The 16,351-nt window shown below is 58.7% G+C and carries 14 protein-coding genes and 1 pseudogene; 6 read left to right on the forward strand and 9 right to left on the reverse strand.

What is annotated here, in order from left to right:
• Window positions 1–292: 292 nt before the first annotated feature.
• Window positions 293–1,105, forward strand: coding sequence for an ABC transporter ATP-binding protein (locus tag AC0L3K_RS34285; protein ID WP_473367660.1), 813 nt, complete (start codon window positions 293–295; stop codon window positions 1,103–1,105).
• A gap of 168 nt (window positions 1,106–1,273) precedes the next feature.
• Entirely contained in the window at window positions 1,274–2,092 is an 819-nt protein-coding gene (locus tag AC0L3K_RS34290) for an ABC transporter permease (protein WP_473367661.1), read from the forward strand.
• A 76-nt stretch (window positions 2,093–2,168) separates the two neighbouring features.
• Here AC0L3K_RS34290 and AC0L3K_RS34295 read toward each other — a convergent pair whose 3' ends face one another.
• The 9 genes and pseudogenes from AC0L3K_RS34295 to AC0L3K_RS34335 form a co-directional block, all read right to left on the reverse strand.
• On the reverse strand, window positions 2,169–2,405 hold the full coding sequence (locus AC0L3K_RS34295; protein ID WP_473367662.1) for a CoA transferase: 237 nt from the start codon (window positions 2,403–2,405) through the stop codon (window positions 2,169–2,171).
• Window positions 2,339–2,599 carry a hypothetical protein gene (locus AC0L3K_RS34300; protein ID WP_473367663.1) on the reverse strand — a complete coding sequence of 87 codons (261 nt, stop codon included), beginning with the start codon at window positions 2,597–2,599 and terminating at the stop codon, window positions 2,339–2,341. The genes AC0L3K_RS34295 and AC0L3K_RS34300 overlap by 67 nt, the downstream gene beginning before the upstream one ends.
• A 134-nt stretch (window positions 2,600–2,733) precedes the next feature.
• Window positions 2,734–3,078: a hypothetical protein gene (locus tag AC0L3K_RS34305; protein ID WP_473367664.1), complete on the reverse strand. Its 345-nt coding sequence runs from the start codon at window positions 3,076–3,078 to the stop codon at window positions 2,734–2,736.
• A gap of 407 nt (window positions 3,079–3,485) precedes the next feature.
• A pseudogene (locus AC0L3K_RS34310) lies at window positions 3,486–4,130 on the reverse strand (CoA transferase).
• A gap of 297 nt (window positions 4,131–4,427) precedes the next feature.
• Window positions 4,428–5,141, reverse strand: coding sequence for an aspartate/glutamate racemase family protein (locus AC0L3K_RS34315; protein ID WP_473367665.1), 714 nt, complete (start codon window positions 5,139–5,141; stop codon window positions 4,428–4,430).
• A 297-nt stretch (window positions 5,142–5,438) separates the two neighbouring features.
• On the reverse strand, window positions 5,439–6,884 hold the full coding sequence (locus AC0L3K_RS34320; RefSeq protein WP_473367666.1) for a lyase family protein: 1,446 nt from the start codon (window positions 6,882–6,884) through the stop codon (window positions 5,439–5,441).
• Between the two features lie 11 nt (window positions 6,885–6,895).
• Complete coding sequence (locus AC0L3K_RS34325; protein ID WP_473367667.1) at window positions 6,896–8,107, reverse strand: ATP-grasp domain-containing protein; 1,212 nt, start codon at window positions 8,105–8,107, stop codon at window positions 6,896–6,898.
• A 26-nt stretch (window positions 8,108–8,133) separates the two neighbouring features.
• A complete protein-coding gene (locus AC0L3K_RS34330; RefSeq protein WP_473367668.1) occupies window positions 8,134–9,153 on the reverse strand; it encodes a pyridoxal-phosphate dependent enzyme in 1,020 nt (339 codons plus the stop codon).
• A gap of 10 nt (window positions 9,154–9,163) precedes the next feature.
• Window positions 9,164–10,195, reverse strand: a complete 1,032-nt coding sequence (locus AC0L3K_RS34335) for a GHMP family kinase ATP-binding protein (protein WP_473367669.1) — start codon at window positions 10,193–10,195, stop codon at window positions 9,164–9,166.
• 1,252 nt (window positions 10,196–11,447) lie between these two features.
• Here AC0L3K_RS34335 and AC0L3K_RS34340 point away from each other — a divergent pair.
• The 4 genes from AC0L3K_RS34340 (at window position 11,448) to AC0L3K_RS34355 (ending at window position 16,199) form a co-directional block, all read left to right on the forward strand.
• Window positions 11,448–12,497, forward strand: coding sequence for a KamA family radical SAM protein (locus tag AC0L3K_RS34340; RefSeq protein WP_473367675.1), 1,050 nt, complete (start codon window positions 11,448–11,450; stop codon window positions 12,495–12,497).
• Between the two features lie 405 nt (window positions 12,498–12,902).
• A complete protein-coding gene (locus tag AC0L3K_RS34345) occupies window positions 12,903–13,535 on the forward strand; it encodes a hypothetical protein (RefSeq protein WP_473367670.1) in 633 nt (210 codons plus the stop codon).
• 594 nt (window positions 13,536–14,129) lie between these two features.
• The gene (locus AC0L3K_RS34350; RefSeq protein ID WP_473367671.1) at window positions 14,130–14,594 is read left to right on the forward strand and encodes a hypothetical protein; all 465 of its coding nucleotides are present in this window, start codon (window positions 14,130–14,132) and stop codon (window positions 14,592–14,594) included.
• A 48-nt stretch (window positions 14,595–14,642) separates the two neighbouring features.
• Window positions 14,643–16,199 carry an ISL3 family transposase gene (locus tag AC0L3K_RS34355; RefSeq protein ID WP_473367672.1) on the forward strand — a complete coding sequence of 519 codons (1,557 nt, stop codon included), beginning with the start codon at window positions 14,643–14,645 and terminating at the stop codon, window positions 16,197–16,199.
• Window positions 16,200–16,351: the final 152 nt, after the last annotated feature.

Consider the following 16,351-nt stretch of genomic DNA (forward strand, 5'->3'; position numbering starts at 1 on the left):
ATCAAGAGCCTGCTGTTCGAGCGCAAACTAATCTTTTCGACCAAGGTGATCGCGATGACGCCCAGCAAGAGCGATTTGCTACTCGATTTAGAAAGCTGGTGCCGCTTCCGATCGTCAGTGTCAACAAGGGATCGCCATCATTCTCGGCGCGCAGCGGCAGCCGGGCCGATGTGTTGCACGCCGACGGGACCTTCTCGAAGCAAGGCGACCTCAGCGAATCAGCGCGCATTCAGAGTGCGGAGCGGCGAGCAATCGTCGCTTATCGGGCGCTCTTCTGCCGAGGGGTAAAAAAATGGCCCGCGTAACCCAGAATGACAAGACTTTAGACCGGCTGGCTTTCACAGACCACACCCGGTCCGCGGCCATCGCGGTCGATCACCTCGTCAAGGTCTACAAGCAGACGCGCGCGGTGAACGACATCTCTTTTTCGCTTCCGCGCGGCAGCGTCACGGGGCTTCTTGGCGGCAACGGCGCCGGCAAGACCACCACCATCGCAATGATCATGGGCCTGGTGCTGCCGACCTCTGGCCGCGTGCGGGTGCTCGGGCATCGGATGCCGGAGCAGAGCGCCGATGTGCTGGGGCGGATGAATTTCGAGAGCCCCTATGTCGACATGCCGATGCGGCTCACGGTGCGTCAGAACCTCACCGTGTTCGGCAAGCTCTATGCGGTGAAGAACCTCTCCGATCGGATCGCTGAGCTCGCCGACGATCTCGATCTCCACGATTTCATCGACCGCGCCAACGGCAAGCTCTCGGCCGGGCAGAAGACCCGCGTCGCGCTCGCCAAGGCGCTGATCAACCAGCCCGAGCTGTTGCTGCTAGACGAGCCGACCGCCTCGCTCGATCCCGATACGGCTGACTGGGTGCGGGCGCACCTGGAGACCTATCGCAAAGCGCAGAATGCCACCATCCTGCTGGCCTCACACAACATGCTCGAGGTCGAGCGGCTCTGCGACCGCGTTATCATCATGAAGCGCGGCCGGATCGAGGACGACGATACGCCCGAGGCCATCATGGCCCGCTACAACCGCACTACGCTGGAGGAGGTGTTCCTGGATGTCGCGCGCGGCCGGGTCAACCGCGCGCAGGAGGTGGCGCGATGAGCGGGGTAGGGGCGTTTCTTTCGCCATTGCGAGCGAGGCGAAAAGCGAGCCCCTATGTTATGGCACTAGCCGAAGCCCGGATGGAGTGCAGCGTAATCCGGGGACTTCGTCGCTTCTTGCAGGATTCCCTGATTGCGCTTCGCTCCATCCTGGTTATGCGGTGCAACGATGACTGAAATGTCCCTTCTTCGCGGCATCTCCGTGCAACGCATCGGAGCGATGATCCTGCGCTACTGGTATCTCTTGATGTCGTCCTGGCCGCGGCTGCTCGAGCTGCTGTACTGGCCGACGCTCCAGGTCATCACCTGGGGCTTCCTCCAGCTCTACATCTCGCAGAACGCCAATTTCTTCGCGCGCGCCGGCGGCACGCTGATCGGCGCCGTCATCTTGTGGGACATCCTGTTCCGCGGACAGCTCGGCTTCTCGATCTCGTTCCTCGAGGAGATGTGGGCGCGCAACATCGGAAATCTCATGATGAGCCCGTTGAAGTCGATCGAGTTTCTGCTGTCGCTCATGGTGATGAGCCTGATCCGGCTCGCGATCGGCGTCATCCCGATGACGCTGCTCGCGCTGTTCCTGTTTCACTTCAACGTTTATGCACTGGGCGTGCCGCTGATCGCGTTCTTCTGCAATCTGATCTTCACGAGCTGGTCGGTCGGCATCTTCGTCTCGGGGCTGGTGTTGCGGAACGGCCTGGGCGCCGAGAGCATCGTCTGGACGCTGATGTTCGCGATCATGCCGCTCGCCTGCATCTATTATCCCGTCAGCGTGCTGCCCACCTGGCTGCAATATGTCGCCTGGTCGCTGCCGCCGACTTACGTGTTCGAGGGGATGCGCGCGCTCCTGATCGAGAACAGTTTTCGCGGCGACCTGATGCTTGATGCGGTGGCAATCAATGCAGCCCTCCTGGTTGCATCTTTTGTGACATTCCTTGCTCTTTTACGCAGCTCCAAGAAGAACGGCTCGCTCCTGTCGGGCGGTGAATAGGGTTTGAAGAAGCGGCGGACTCGGTCATGACAGTTCGTGGCATAACGTGCGGAACATCAACGCGCGCCCTTGGAACCTATCCCAGCCGGTTCATCGAAGGGTCCACGCCCGTGTAGTCGTAGTAGAGCGGGATCTGCAAGAGACCGGAGAGTGCCGACAGGGACGTGCGAGCTCGCCCAGCTTGTCCGGTCCTGGCCTTCTGATACAACGCCGCCGCAACTCCGAGGGCCGCGCCGAAGCCGCCCATCACGTCACTGGTGCCGATGTTCGCGTATTCCTCAGGTGTTTCCGAGGATTCGCCGGCCCTCGGCATATTGCCTGTCGTTGCCTGAACGTAATTTTCATAACCGAGATAATCGCTTCTTGGGCCGCGAGGATGCCGCCGAAGCAATCGAATTGGCAGAAGATCGCATCTGGATTGAGTGCTTTAAGGCTCTTGGAATCATGCCCCATGCGTTCGACCTGGCGATCAGTCGCATTCCAGATTTCAACGTCAACAGACTTCACGAGCCTCTCGAAAGCCTTTCAGCCAGACGATGACTCGATGTCCAGCAGAACCGAGTGCTTGCCGCGCATGTGAGTCATGCCGCAGATCACTGTTATCGAGCTGTCGAAAAGCGGGCTGGCCGAGTCGATTTTGATCATCTCAGCCCTGAAACGAGCGAGATAGCACGCTGACGCCCGGCGATGACATTGCTTAGATCGAGAACGCGCACACGGTCGAGCCACCCCGCCGACGTGTCAGCCTTGCGTGGCAACTGCCTAGCAGGTAGCGCCGAGAATACTTCGACGGCCTGATCGAAGGCTACCCATTTTCGTGGCGAGGGGCTCAGCATCGGTTCCCCGTCCTCCAGCCACACTACAGGTCCAGGCTGAACCATCCGTCCATACTCCGGATCATCGACCTTGATCATCAGGCCCGCGCGTTCTGCGTGATCGTCTCTGATCCACTCCTGCAGCCAACGCTGCGGCGGAGATTCGCCCATCCGAAAATGCGGTCCCATTCCGTTGCGATGCGGGTACAAAGACGGCGTTCATTCGTGCGGCGATCTTGTCTGCCCATGATTTCGTCAAGGGAGACGCACCGAGCGAGACATCAGATCGCCAGTCGCGCACCGAAATATTGGTAGTCGACTCCTCTATAAGCCCTTCGCTAAAAGCTCGTCGTACAAGCCCAGCACCTGCAAACAGCGCCTGGTATGATGCTTGTGTGTCGAGCAGAGGACGAAGAACATGCGCCCGTGTTGCATTTGTAGTTGCGAGCAAATGGATCAAGAAGCTCCTGCGTCTGCTCGTAGGAGAGAGTCATCGACATCCCACTTCGCGCCGTCGGGCGATCTCTCGCTCCCGGTGCGACTTGTAGCGATGCGGAAGCTGGTCAATGCTAATAGAGTTATATGCGAGCCCCTCCATGACCGCGCATGCAAGAGGCACCTCGATCTGGTCGCCGATTCCGCTGCGTTCCCGCGCCTGAAGCGCCAGCACAGTAGCCGAAACAGCCAGCATCGTACCGTAGTCCGATGCCAGAGGTAGCGGCGAGAAGGACGGGTCGATACCCCTCAACACACGATTCAACCCCCATGTCGGTGAATAAGCCGGAGGACGCCACGATGACGGCCTCAAAGGCACGCCACTCGCGACGGAGTTGACCGTTGGAAGCAAAGCCGGGAATGGAAACGGTAATCAGGGCTGGGCGAGCCTTGCGCAAAACCCTGAAGCCGATCCCGAGGCGGCTCAACGCTCCCGGGCGGAAATTCTCGATGACGATATCCGCGTCGGCGATCAACGTGTTTGCGCTTGCGATAAGCCTTCCTCAGTTTTTAAGTCGACCGAAATAATCAGCTTGTTTCGCTCAAGGGTCGCATTGGCGGGGCTGTCCCAGAGCGGGCCGGATGGGGGGTCGATGGACGGTAGCGCCAAGATCGGCGAGGATCATCGCCACTGCGAGGCCGGCGATGTACTGGCCGAAATCAACGACCTTGAAACCGAAGAGCGGAAGGGTTGAGCCCCGCACAACTAGTCCTTCGCCATGAGGCATTGGTTTTGGATGGGCATGCTGTCACAGTTGCGCAATGCATAACGCTGGCGGTCGCGAACATGGTTCAGGACCATACTGCGCCTGCGGCGGAGGCAAGTTCAGCTCGAGTCGCCTCGCCGATAGCAGCGCAATCGATAGCCGGCGCGAGGCACTGAATCCAGCTTTCAATATGGGTCCGTCGTCGCAGCGATGGCCACAATGCGGTCCGCCCGCGATCGCAATGGCCTTCAAGCGTTAAACCTGCATTCGCTAGCACGATCCCATCTTCGCGCCATCATGATGCCTGTGCTATCTCGTTCAGATATGCGCTACATTATGAGCGACAGACTCCATCATCATCCGGCAGAGGCCCGCGATGTCGTAAACAGGCAGGTTCGTCATCCGACGGATCGCGGGCGAGATGGGCGGGAAAGCCGTGCACTCCAACAAAAATGCAGCGATGTTTGGGTTGGCAACAAGGTGCGCTGAGACGCAACCCGCAACGTCCGCCTCGATATCGGCGGTTTCGGTATATGCTGGGGGACGTTTCATTTCATTGTGGTACAATTGACCTCCTTCTATGCCGCCAATGACTAATCTCGACCATTGACTGACATCTACAAGGCGATGCACGCGTTCGCCGGAATTCCTCGAGTCGGCCGAAAGGACCGCGATTTTAGCAGTCGACGGCAGCTGGCTAAGCAGTGCCGGCAACAGGAGTAGGCTTGAGGTCGCTACGGGCACATTCACCGACACAGCCACGACGTTCTGATGGCGGATAAAGGAAGCGCAGTTTGAGCTAATTGCAACAGCGCCTTTTTCAACCAAGCGTTGGGCTGCTGCGATAGTGGCGGGCTCGAGCGATGGTTCACCGCGCATGGCGACATCCGCCCAAGCTCCGGTGACCGTTTCCGAGATGATCGGGAAGTCGAACGTCGACGGATGGAGTATCGAGCCGGGCCTCGGAGGGGGAGGCTTAGCTCCCCTCTCGAGGTTGAGAATTCCAAGAGGACGTGACTCGTGCTTTGCCATAGAAACTCTCTCCTAGTCGGATTATTGCAGCGCGGTCGCTGGTGAACTAGTGGGGCAACGAGCAGCCGCTGTTCCCGGCGCCCGGCGTTTCACCCGCGTCAAAGCCTCGAGCGCGCACTCCCTGGAGCACGGTCACGAGGGTTCGATCGCGCTTTGCTTCTGTTTCGGAGGCTGTGACATCATCCGGTTTCGCTCGCCTGTCGGATTGCTCGGCCAGCGTCTTGGAAGTTGGGCCCGTGAACTCCGGCGCATGTCTCATCGTTGAGCTCGTTTTCCCGTGTTGAAGCGTTGAAACGTTCACTTCTCGAGCCTCGCAATTGCAGATCGAAGTTCTTCTCGAGCCCGGCTCCAACCAGCGCCGAGATCCCCCAATAGCGCGGCTGCTCGTTCTATGCCCGTTTCCAGCTCGTCGAGCGCTGCCGAAACGGCGTCCGGAGCAGGGCCTCCTCCAGCTCGGGCCGTTACCGCAATAACCTCTGGCGCCAGCGATAGCTCGGAGTCGAGCACCCGACGATCTTGCATGATCGCCGCGAGACTCGATACGCCACCCTCGACCGCTGCCGTAACCAGCTGCCCAACTTCATTGTGAGCAGAACGAAAATCGAGACCACCGTCGACCGCCAGGCGGGTCGCCATTTCCATGGCATTCACGAACGAGCTTTCGAGCATAGCGGAGGCTGCCTCTTCACAGACGATCAAGCCCGCGAAACATAGCCGGATGAGACGAACCGCCCCAATGGAATTGTCGATCCCGGGCCAGACATGGCGAGCAGCCTCCGTTCCGACAGCGACGCAGTTCGTGAAGGGCGTACTATGCATGCCAGTAACTGCGGCAACGAAGCAGCCAATTGTCGCGCCAGCCTTACCTTGGACCTGCTCGAGAAGGAACGGATTGCGCTTGTGAGGCATCGCGGAACTAGAGCCAACTAGTTCGTCCGGAAGACTAGCCAGCCCGGACTCGCTAACCCACAGGAGCAGCGTCTCGGCGATGCGGCTTAGGGACGATCCGAGAATCGCACAACTGGCCAGTAGGCGAAGAACCACATCGCGAGATGCCACGCTGTCGATAGAGCTAAGTGGCGGCATCACGAAGCCGAGCAGCCTTGCGGTCAACTCCGGCAGGATGGGCAGGGTGGTGCCGCCGCCTGCGCCAGCCCCCAGGCAGGAAACATTGAGGAGCGGATGCACGGCCAGAAGAGCGTCCAGATCCCGCGCGAGCGCGCTGCCGAACGCTGTCAGGTGGTGCGCGAATGTGGACGGCAATGCTGGCTGACGGTGAGTGTGCAGTGGAAAGACCGTCTCAAGGTGACCGCGAGCCCGCGCGCACAGCACTCGAAGAAGTTTGATCAGTTCGGCAACCAGCGCCTGATACGGTGCTCTCAGCTTAAGCTTCAGGAGCGTCGCATTGATATCGTTCCGGCTGCGACCAAGATGTAGGTTACTAGCCTCCTTGCCGATCACCGATTGAAGATAATCTTCATAGGCGAGATAGGAGCCTCGGGGCGCACGGCAAACCGCAAGGCTCTGGAATCCGTCGGCCTGCAGTTTATCCAGCTCAACCACGACCCTTCTGGTGAGATCACGGTCAATCAGTCCGACTCGTTCAAGCATGATGGCTTGGGCTCGATCGATGTCGGCGTAAAAGGGCAGCTCGTCGCTCGCTGCACGCTGGAGATCGCTGTCGAAGACGATGGCGCTGGCTTCAGGATGAAGGGTCGATTTGATGCGGCCAGTATGTTGCAAAGATTGTCTCCTTATGCGTTGCAAATGAAAGCGACGGCGGCCTCGGCACGCCGGGTAGCAGCAGCAGGATCGCCATCAACTGCGATGACGTGACCGATCCGATCCCGGAAATCGTTGCGGCGTCTGAATTGCATCGGCAAAGTATGATACAGAACGAGCTCCGCCAGCCCGAAGAGGTCGACGACGCGCCCGCAGTTCTGCGGAAGCGTAAATGAGCCTTCGCGCTCCGGCACGATGAATCGAATGGAGCCATGATTGCTTTCCGCCGGGGACGTCCAAGGCATTCGGAGGAGGCTGCGGAGCACAGCGAGAACCGGATCGAATCCAGTCGTGTGGCGGAAAAGGCTTGGGATCGAGCCGCCGGCGAGCCTTGGATTTACTTCGATAATCGTGATGCAGCCGTGGTGTAGTCGCAGTTCGACATGAGCTGGTCCGCGCACATGACCAAGGGCCTCTATCGCGCGAAGGGCTTCACGTTCGATTTGCGTTCGAGCCTGAGACGGTATTGGTGCTGGTATATCGTGCCCGATCTCGACGAAATGCGGCAGGGCACCAAGATGTTTCCGCGTCACCCCGATGATCTGGCTGTCGAGGATCTCGACGGAATACTCCTCGCCTGCGCTGTAGGACATAAGAAGGGCGCCAGGCTGCATAGAACGGCCACGCACGTCATTCGTGTTTCTAAGGAGCTCGCGCAAAGCCGCAATTGCGTCTGTTTCGGTTTCCACGAGGCGGACCCCGATGCTGCCGGTACCGCTGATCGGCTTGGCGACTGCAGGTAAGCCCACTTGTGTAATCGCGTTGCGAATATCGCAGTCGGCGCCTACTGTGGCGCTATCGGGCACTCCGACGCCCGCCGCCCGCAAGGCGGTAGCCTGGCGGGCCTTATCCCGGCAGAGTGAGATGGCATCGGGATTCGAACCGGTGAGCCCGAGCCGTCTGGCTTGCAGCGCGGCCGTGTAAAGGTAGAGATCGCTGGAGGTCATTAGCAGCGCAATCGGCATGGCCGTGGCGATGCTGTCGATTACGGCTGTAACAGCGGCTTCTGAAGACGTTTCGCATGTACGGAGGTCGAGGTCTGGGATGGCTGGCAGAAAGGCATACCGCTCAGGGGAAGCGGTGACAAACACCGGAGCGAACCCCAGTTCTTGTGCACGCAGAATAAATTCGGCGCCTGAGCCTGTAGTATTGGATTCGATGAAGATCGCAGCTGATTTGGCCATTTTTGTATGCTTCAGTTCGGGGAAAGCTAGCCCATCACGTCGGCCAACGAGCGGCGACTCCAGTCGAAACGGCACCAGCCGTTAACAGCCTGAAGCGGGTGGCGGACGAGGATCGGCTCAGTCGCGGCGAGCTCGGCTTGATAGCCGTTCGCGTGCATCCACCCGGGATCGTAGACGCTGTGCTCGTAGCGGTTGCTGTCGTCGGGAAAGACCGCGAGCACGTTGGTTTTCGAAGAGCGCTCCGCGTACCACTTGGCAACAAGATAGGCCGCCCCGCTTGTGGGGCCGCGCTTTAACGAAGTCTCGCGATGAAGTCGGTGCGCAGCCTGGTATGCCTCGTTGGCGCCGAGCCAGTGGATTTCATCGAACGCCTCGTGAAGCAAGTTCCCAGGAAGAATGCTGTTGCCAAGTCCGCGCAAATCGCGCTCGCCGGCCGGTCGGCCGAACAAGACGCTGCCGAAGGTGTCGATCCCCACGAGTTTCATTTCGGGAAAGAATGCGCGGCAATAGTGGGCCAGGCCGCAGGACGAGCCTCCAGAGCCCACCGTTGCGACCAGGATGTCGATCTTGCCAAACTGCCTGATGGCTTCCTCAGCCGGACGCGCATACGAAAGGCGATTTCCGAGGTTGTCATACTGTCGTGACCAGGTAGCTCCGGTCCGTTCCACAAAATCAAGAAGCGCGTTCTTCCGGAGCAGCTGGATGTTCGGATTGGACGCTGTCGCCTCCACCAGGTGCACTTCGGCCCCCAATTCCTCCATGGTGCGTTTAAGCGGGGGCTCGATCGCGCGGTCACCGAAGATGTGTAACTTGAGCGCGAACTGCATACACACGATCGCGAGACCGAGAGCCATGGTCCCGCTCGACGTTTCAACAATCGTCGTGTTGGGGCCGATGTCGCCGTTCCGAAGGCCTGCTTCGATGATGTTGAAGGCGGGAAATACCTTCATGAGCCTGAAATCGATTGCACCCAAGTTTTCTGGTCGCAATGAAACGATCTTTAGGGGGGCATGAGCGCCGAGTACGTCGGAGAGCGTGTCCGCCATCGAGTCGTCCTCAGTATGGTGTCGAAAACGTGCAGAGGCGATCAAAGCCAAGCCGACCAATCGCGGTTCTAGCCCTAGCCACTCGGCTGCCAATATCGGGGAGGTGGGGGTCAAAGATCAGGCCGGCAACCGTGCCGCTATGCGCAACGACAACACCGGCCGATCCGGTGTCTTCCTTGATGCTGACGAGTTCGTTGAACTTCGGCTTCTTGAGCCGATTCTGGATGGCGCTCTCGCTCTGTAGTGCGGAGAAAGTCGCAACTCGGCCCACGAGTGCGACACTCTGCTCTGCAATTGCACGCTCCAGGACCGCCAATGCGCACCCGAAGGCGGCGATCTGATCACGCGAGTAGCGCGCTCGCGGTAGTCGGTCGGTTCCAATGCCGCCTTCGCAGGAGCCTGTGTCAAACCCCAGAATCTGCATTTGCGGGAGTGGGCCGTTGAAGACACGGATACTCTTGCCCGTTCGTTGGGCGAATAGAATGGTGCTGCTTGTGCAGTCGAACATCAGCGAGTCGGAAGCATGTTCGGCCGCCACGGCAAGTTTCGCTTGGAGATGAGGAGCAGGAATCACTCGGGATCCGCGGTAGGCTTCGACTGCTTTAGCGGCAGCTCGAATGGAAGCCACTACGCCGCTCGTGGACGAGCCCATACCGGCGCCTTCCGGGATGAATGTCCTAACATCGAGTGTAGCTGCCATGTTCCTCATTCCGAAAGCATCGAGGGCAAGCCGAACGGCGAGTTCACACTTGTAGAAATGCTTTGGCATCACTTTGATACCGGTGTCGCCGACCTGAGGCACGAATTTCCCTATCCGGTTCGGCTCCAGTGTCACACGAGCTTCCGATCCATCAGCGTGCGGCATGTGAACTGAGACCAGCGCACGCACCGTCCGCCGGTGCCTGCCGTCCTCTAGGGCGAACGCTCCCTGCAGCAGCTCGCCGAAGTGGGGATGGCAGGTCGCGACGCCGAATGGCTTCGGGAGAGAGCCGCAGCGCGCAACCGTATCGTCCCCTAGAGCTCTCCGTGAAATCTCCATCATGTCCCTGGTTTCCCGGCGCCGCGCCATGAAGCGCGGAGTGAATTGACGTGAGGGCGGGACATAAGCTGACGGAAACGATATTTGCACGTTATGAGGAGGATTTCATCCAATGCTGCACAATCCCATTCGTCATCTAAAAAAAGCGGCATTGTGGCGAGCTCCAAAATTGATGCGGATCAGTGACTGTTTTACGAGCCGCGCAGACTCGCATTGCAAGCAATCCGCATGTTGAGATGAGTCCGCAGAACTGACGACTGTAGCGGTCATGAATGCCTCGGGCTTCTAGTGAGCGCATTGTTCAAGTACCAGCTAAGGTGGCGTACTCGATTTCGAGCCGGCACCTTACTTAGGCGCGCAGATGTGCGCACCTACCAAGACGTGGGAGTGCGCTCTCCAGGTGCCAGTTACGAGCAGCAATCGAGCGAGAAGGCGACTTTCCGGTCAGGCAATGATGATGCGAAGCGTTCAGGCCGCAATATTCATCTGCGAGTGAGCAGCCTGCGAGCGCAGCTTCGAAGTTTCGACAACTAAAAACCCTGCTGTCGCAGATACATCCATGCTTCAGTTAAATCGCTCTCGAAAAGCGGTTTGTATGCCCGACAGCCGTCGCACAGGCCGGCTCACGTCGCTCGAATTATATCGCAGTGATCCTGTCGTCTGCAGCAATCTGATGCCGTACGCGGCGTTCCTGTCGATCCACGAGATGCAACTCGGCTATGCGGCTTATCGTAGCGCTGGTAAGCCAGCATCTTGATGGTAACTCTGAGCTTCTCGATGACAATGTGCTCGTCCAATCTCCGCGTTCCCGGCGGACCATCCGCTTGCCCTCTCAGCGAGCAGCATTGTTTGAGGGTCGCCAGGTGGAAGGCCATCATTATCGCCATCACCGACTACAGAGGGCACCTTTTCAAATGATGGGTTATTCGTGCGCTCATTCGCCTTTTGTGTCGGATTGGAGACATGTTGCGGGCACTCCGACAAACTCAGCGAGACAAGCGGCTCGATCGATTAGCGCGTTTGACGTCTCAATTTGAGCGGATGAGAGGCTCCTGTTGCTGGCATGCCGATTGCTGGGAAGGTACGTGTTTGCGCGGAGGTCCCGCGTTCTCCGGCCAAAGGAGTTCAAATGAAAGCGCCTCCATTGATTCAAATAGACGGCACGGACGCTGTAGCGAGTGCACCGCAAGCCTCTGGCGGTGGCCTAAGCCCTTCCTCCCCGAACAAATCAGATCCGCCGCTCCGCAGTGCAGTCATTAAGTTTATAGAAGGCGCTCGCACGATGACGGAGGCCGAGCTGCAAGCCAGTAGCATCACGCGTCATCATGTCACAAGATCGTATCGTCAACAGATCGCCGACAGTGGCTACTACGACCAGTTAAAATACATTGTGGAGCCCTCACTTAAAGAGTTCGACAGTCCCGGGGCGTTGGATACTAGCGGCGAACACGACAACACAGTCCTTCCTGGACTTCAGCACAAGTACGCGCAGACCGGCTTGTTACTCGTGACTAACCGTTGCGCGTCATATTGCCGGTTTTGCTTCCGCAAACGACTCGTTGGCAGAGAATCCGATGAAATCGTGCCAGACGTGGCGAAAGTCGGGCAGTATATTAGCGGACATCCTGAGATGACGAACGTTCTCCTGTCAGGAGGCGACCCGTTCGTTCTTAGTACGGCAAAGCTCGACGAAATTCTTACGCATCTGCTCCCGATCCCACATTTGAATTCCATTCGAATCGGCACAAAGTTCTTCGCCTTCGAGCCAAAGAGATTCGACGACCCCGCTCTACCTGCCTTCTTTCGACGAATTCGCGACGCGGGTAAGACTGCGGTTCTGGTCACTCATTTCGATCACATCGGTGAGATCTCGGTCGATGCTGAGAGGAATATCCGCAGCTTGCGTGCACAGGAAGTGCAGTTCCTCAATCAATCTGTGCTTCTCGCAGGGGTAAATGACAATTCTGAGATTTTGGCGGCGACGTTTGCCAAGTGTCACCAAATGGGCGTCCGTCCGTACTATCTCTTCCAAGGAAGGCCGGTGAAGGGCGCATCCCATTTTCAGGTTCCGCTTCGTCGCGGATCAGAGATTGCGCGCGGCGTCAATCAGCGTCTCGCGGGGATTGAAAAGACATTCAAGTACATCATGTCTCACTATACAGGAAAGATCGAGATCCTCGATGTCGGCGATGATGACCGCATTTATATGCGATACCATCAGAACAAAAGTCCCGACAAGATTGGAAGGATTTTTTCTAGGCCATATACCGAGGCCGCTTGCTGGTTGGATGATCTGCCCGAATGATGATCCGAGGGGGCGTGGAGCTGGTGCCGCGTCGCGTCGAGCTCACTAGGTCGGATCTTGGAACAGTTTTGCTGTTGAGGCGACGCGGAGGCAGCCTCGCGCTAGGGTTTACCAGCCGCAAGCCTGGATGCGAAGCCTCGACGCGCTGCATTCGGGAGGGACAGCTCGATCTCTCGATAGCCGGCAGGAACGGCGAGGATCGCAGGGTAAGGCCGCCACCCAAGGGGATCGCATAACCCGGAGATAGCCGTGCCAGCCATCGTCGTTGCGACAAACCCGACGGAAGAGATGTGTCATCAACTGCTAAGCGCTGCATCGTGCTCCGCGAGGTAGCTTGTGACGCTAAACGAGAGTGAGGCATTGATGTGCGCGCCTGTTCCGTTACGCCTCTCACGTTCCATTCAGTTGTACGATGCCGCCGCTGCCCAGAGAGGCATCAAGCTGTTGATGGGATTCGATTTCCACGAGTATGTCTCGATTACGCAGGCCACTCCAACAAAGGGGCAAACATTTCCAAATTTTCGGCCAGACCGATCGATGATCAATGCAGGTGAGGGATATTGGCTCTTAGGTCTCGACAAGAAAGAAAGCGTGGTGTTTACAAATGCCACTCGAGTGTATGATCTTTCACCCAGTAATTTTGCAGAGCATCTTCAATCGCTGCGGGCGTTCTACACTGATCCGGTCGCACATGCAGATCCTGGGGATCATTGTATTTGCCTCGCAGCTAATGCAAAGAAGATGACCGGCAAAGTGGCGTACAACGGGGACCTTTGGGTGCGTAGAGACCTAAGAGGACAGGGACTTCCAAACATGATAGCCCGAATCGCACACAGCGTGTCGTTTGCTATGTGGGCTCCCGACTTCTTGTGTGCGCTTGTGGCACCGTGGCGGGTGGCCAAAGGGCTTCTCCACTACCGCCATCATGAACCCGGTGGGTCGATATTGCGGCTCGTGAAAGAGGATATTGCGGAAGAAAATTGGCTTGTTTGGGTCACTGGTGAGGAGCTAAAGAACGATGTCAAGCATTGCTTATGAAACACCACCAGCTTTGGCAGGATCCACGTGATCTTTCGTTGAAGTGGAGGCCGCGACATTGTCTCATGTTCGAACTATGGGAGATTCGGAACGGTCGCCTAGGATAAGGGAGCTGGGGCGGCAACAGACGTAAGTGCGAAGCCGATACCGTTGTTTCAGAATTCAAGTGAACGTGCGAAGAAGTCTCCGGTTGGACGGAGGTCTGGGATGGGGTTGGACAGCAAAGAGGCCGTCCATGGGCGGCTCATCGGTGAGCCGGCTGGAGGTCTTGAAGGACCGTCGGGACGCCGCGGGCGTTCGGAGGCTGAGAGAGCTCGGACCCGGTGCCCAGGGGTCCGAGGTGGCGCGCAAGCACGGAGCGACGCGCTGGCAGATTTACGATTGGCGACGACGTTTCGCCACCGATTCTATGGCTACCGCCGTATCATGGCCGTGCTCAGGCGCCAAGCTTGGTTGTGAATGCCAAGCTGGTTCAGCGGTTCAGCGGGTTATGGCAGGCCTTCGGTCTGCATCGTCGCCTCGATCGAGTTGAGCACGATCCGATCGAGTCCGTGAGCTGCTCCAGGAAGGTCCCACGAGGCGGAGAACCGCAATTTGTCGTTCGAGATCGACGTCGATCCGAATCTCGCGCGCAGCCTCGTCACCGATTCCAAGCGCCTGCAGCAGGTTTTGAAGAACCTGCTCTCCAACGCCTTCAAGTTCACCGCCGAGGCGCGCGAGGATAATCTCTTCGCCATGCGCCGCAACCCTTTTGCCCCATACGCCTCGACCGATTATCGCCAGGGCCTGGCCGGCCACGAGATCAACGTCAGCACGAGCAGGCCTGGCAATCCTTGCGACAATGCCAAGGCCGAGAGCTTCACGAAGAGTCTCCAAAAAACAGAAGAAGTTTTTGATGTCCGCAGCTTCAAGGACCTTAAAGCCGAAAGCCGTTCCATTGGTCCTACAATACTGAGCGCCTCCACCTGCCCTCGCTACCGTACGCTGTCATTCGGCCTGCAATATTGCCCCCCTAAGCCGGGGGATCGGCGTCCAAAATTGGCTCTGACTCACTTTTGATGAAGTTCAAGCGTCGGCTCGCGTTGGTTTCACAAAGGAATCAATACCATGCAGCGAGCCCTACGTCCGTCGGCCTTGGTCCCTCGCGGGTTTAACGTGGAGAGCGCCGTCTGTGACGGCGCCGCGACCGTGATCACCATCCGTTCCACGAGCGGGACGAGCCTCTGTCCTGGATGCGGAGCCAGTTCTGGGCGGATCCATAGCCGATATCAGCGACGCCTCACCGATCTGCCGCTGGCGGGGCGGCCGATTCGCCTGGTGATCGTGGCGCGCCGCTTCCGCTGCGTTACTGTTATGTGCGGTCGACGTATTTTCACCGAGCGTTTCGATGACGGCGCTCTGGCGCCGTGGGCGCGGCGAACGGCCCGGCTCGATCTGGTCGTCCATCACCTTGGGCTTGCCTTGGGTGGCCGCCCGGCCGCGAGTTTTGCCCGTAGACTTATGCTGCCCGTGAGCAACGATACGTTACTTCGGGTGGTTCGAAGGCGGGGCTGTCCGCCTATTGCTGCGCCGAGCGTGATCGGTATCGACGACTGGGCCTGGCGGCGCAATCAGCGGTACGGAACAATCATCTGCGACCTCGAGCGGCGACGACCAATCACTCTCTTACCCGACAGAGAGCCAGCCACTGCGCAAGCCTGGCTCGCGGGGCAGCCACAAATCGCTGTGGTCGCGCGCGACCGCGGCGGCGGATATGCCCTTGCTGTGGCCAAGGCACTCCCGCACGCTACCCAGGTCGCCGACCGTTGGCACCTCATGGAGAACGCCAGCCACGCCTTCCTCGATGCGGTTCGCAAATCTATGCGCCAGGTCCGCGTCGCGGTCGGCTCCGCCACCATAAATCCCGACTTGCTGACCGCCGCCGAGCGCATCCAGTATGAGGGCTATCTTCGGCGTGAGGACACCAACGCGGCAATCCTCAAACAGGCTGAGACGGGCGTCTCCATAAAGGAGATCGTACGGCTCACTGGACATAGTCGGGGTCTCGTCCGCAGGGTATTGCGAGGTCAGCGATCCGATGTGTTCAGGGTGCGCGAGAGCTCGCTCGAGCACTACCTGCCATGGCTGGATGTTCAGTGGGCCGCTGGCCATTGTAATGGCGCCGACCTTTGGCGTCGCCTCAAGGCGCAGGGATTTAGAGGCTCGGTGCGAGTCGTTGCCGAATGGGCGACACGCCGTCGGCGTGCCGAAACGCCCGATGCTCAGAACCTGCAGCGCGTACCATCCGCGAGAACGATCGCCCGCCTGATGACCAATGGCCGTGATACGCTATCAAAGTCAGAGACCGTCACCATTGCGGCGATTGAGCAGGGCGTTCCTCTCCTGGTGGAAGCTCGAGAGATCATAGCCGCTTTCCATGCGATGATCCGCAAGAAGGCTCACGGAGAGCTTGAACCATGGTTGGAACGAGCATGCGCAAGCCTCGTCATGTCTTTCGCCAACGGCGTCATCAAGGACAAGGCCGCCGTCAGCGCAGCGATCACGACCTCCTGGTCCAACGGACAGACCGAAGGCCAGATCACCAAGCTCAAACTGGTCAAGCGCCAAATGTACGGACGCGCCAAGCTCGACTTGCTGCAGGCTCGGCTAATCGGTGCCACATGACCCGTGTTGCACCAAAATTGCGTCAGAGCCAAAATTGGACGCCGATACGGGGTCAAATTTGAACGCCGATTGACACTCAGTCAAATCAACGCCGACCACGCCGTACAGCGCGGCTCTGACATCGAAGGTGGGCGCGTTGACCTGCTTGGTCT

The organism is Bradyrhizobium sp. MI1.10, from assembly GCF_055811035.1.

Excerpts from the sequence above, each read along its gene's own strand:
- AC0L3K_RS34285 (WP_473367660.1), top strand. The coding sequence starts at position 293 with ATGGCCCGCGTAACCCAGAATGACAAGACTTTAGACCGGCTGGCTTTC.
- AC0L3K_RS34290 (WP_473367661.1), top strand. The coding sequence starts at position 1,274 with ATGACTGAAATGTCCCTTCTTCGCGGCATCTCCGTGCAACGCATCGGA.
- AC0L3K_RS34295 (WP_473367662.1), bottom strand. The coding sequence starts at position 2,405 with ATGCCGAGGGCCGGCGAATCCTCGGAAACACCTGAGGAATACGCGAAC.
- AC0L3K_RS34305 (WP_473367664.1), bottom strand. The coding sequence starts at position 3,078 with ATGGGCGAATCTCCGCCGCAGCGTTGGCTGCAGGAGTGGATCAGAGAC.
- AC0L3K_RS34315 (WP_473367665.1), bottom strand. The coding sequence starts at position 5,141 with ATGGCAAAGCACGAGTCACGTCCTCTTGGAATTCTCAACCTCGAGAGG.
- AC0L3K_RS34325 (WP_473367667.1), bottom strand. The coding sequence starts at position 8,107 with ATGGCCAAATCAGCTGCGATCTTCATCGAATCCAATACTACAGGCTCA.
- AC0L3K_RS34330 (WP_473367668.1), bottom strand. The coding sequence starts at position 9,153 with ATGGCGGACACGCTCTCCGACGTACTCGGCGCTCATGCCCCCCTAAAG.
- AC0L3K_RS34335 (WP_473367669.1), bottom strand. The coding sequence starts at position 10,195 with ATGATGGAGATTTCACGGAGAGCTCTAGGGGACGATACGGTTGCGCGC.
- AC0L3K_RS34355 (WP_473367672.1), top strand. The coding sequence starts at position 14,643 with ATGCAGCGAGCCCTACGTCCGTCGGCCTTGGTCCCTCGCGGGTTTAAC.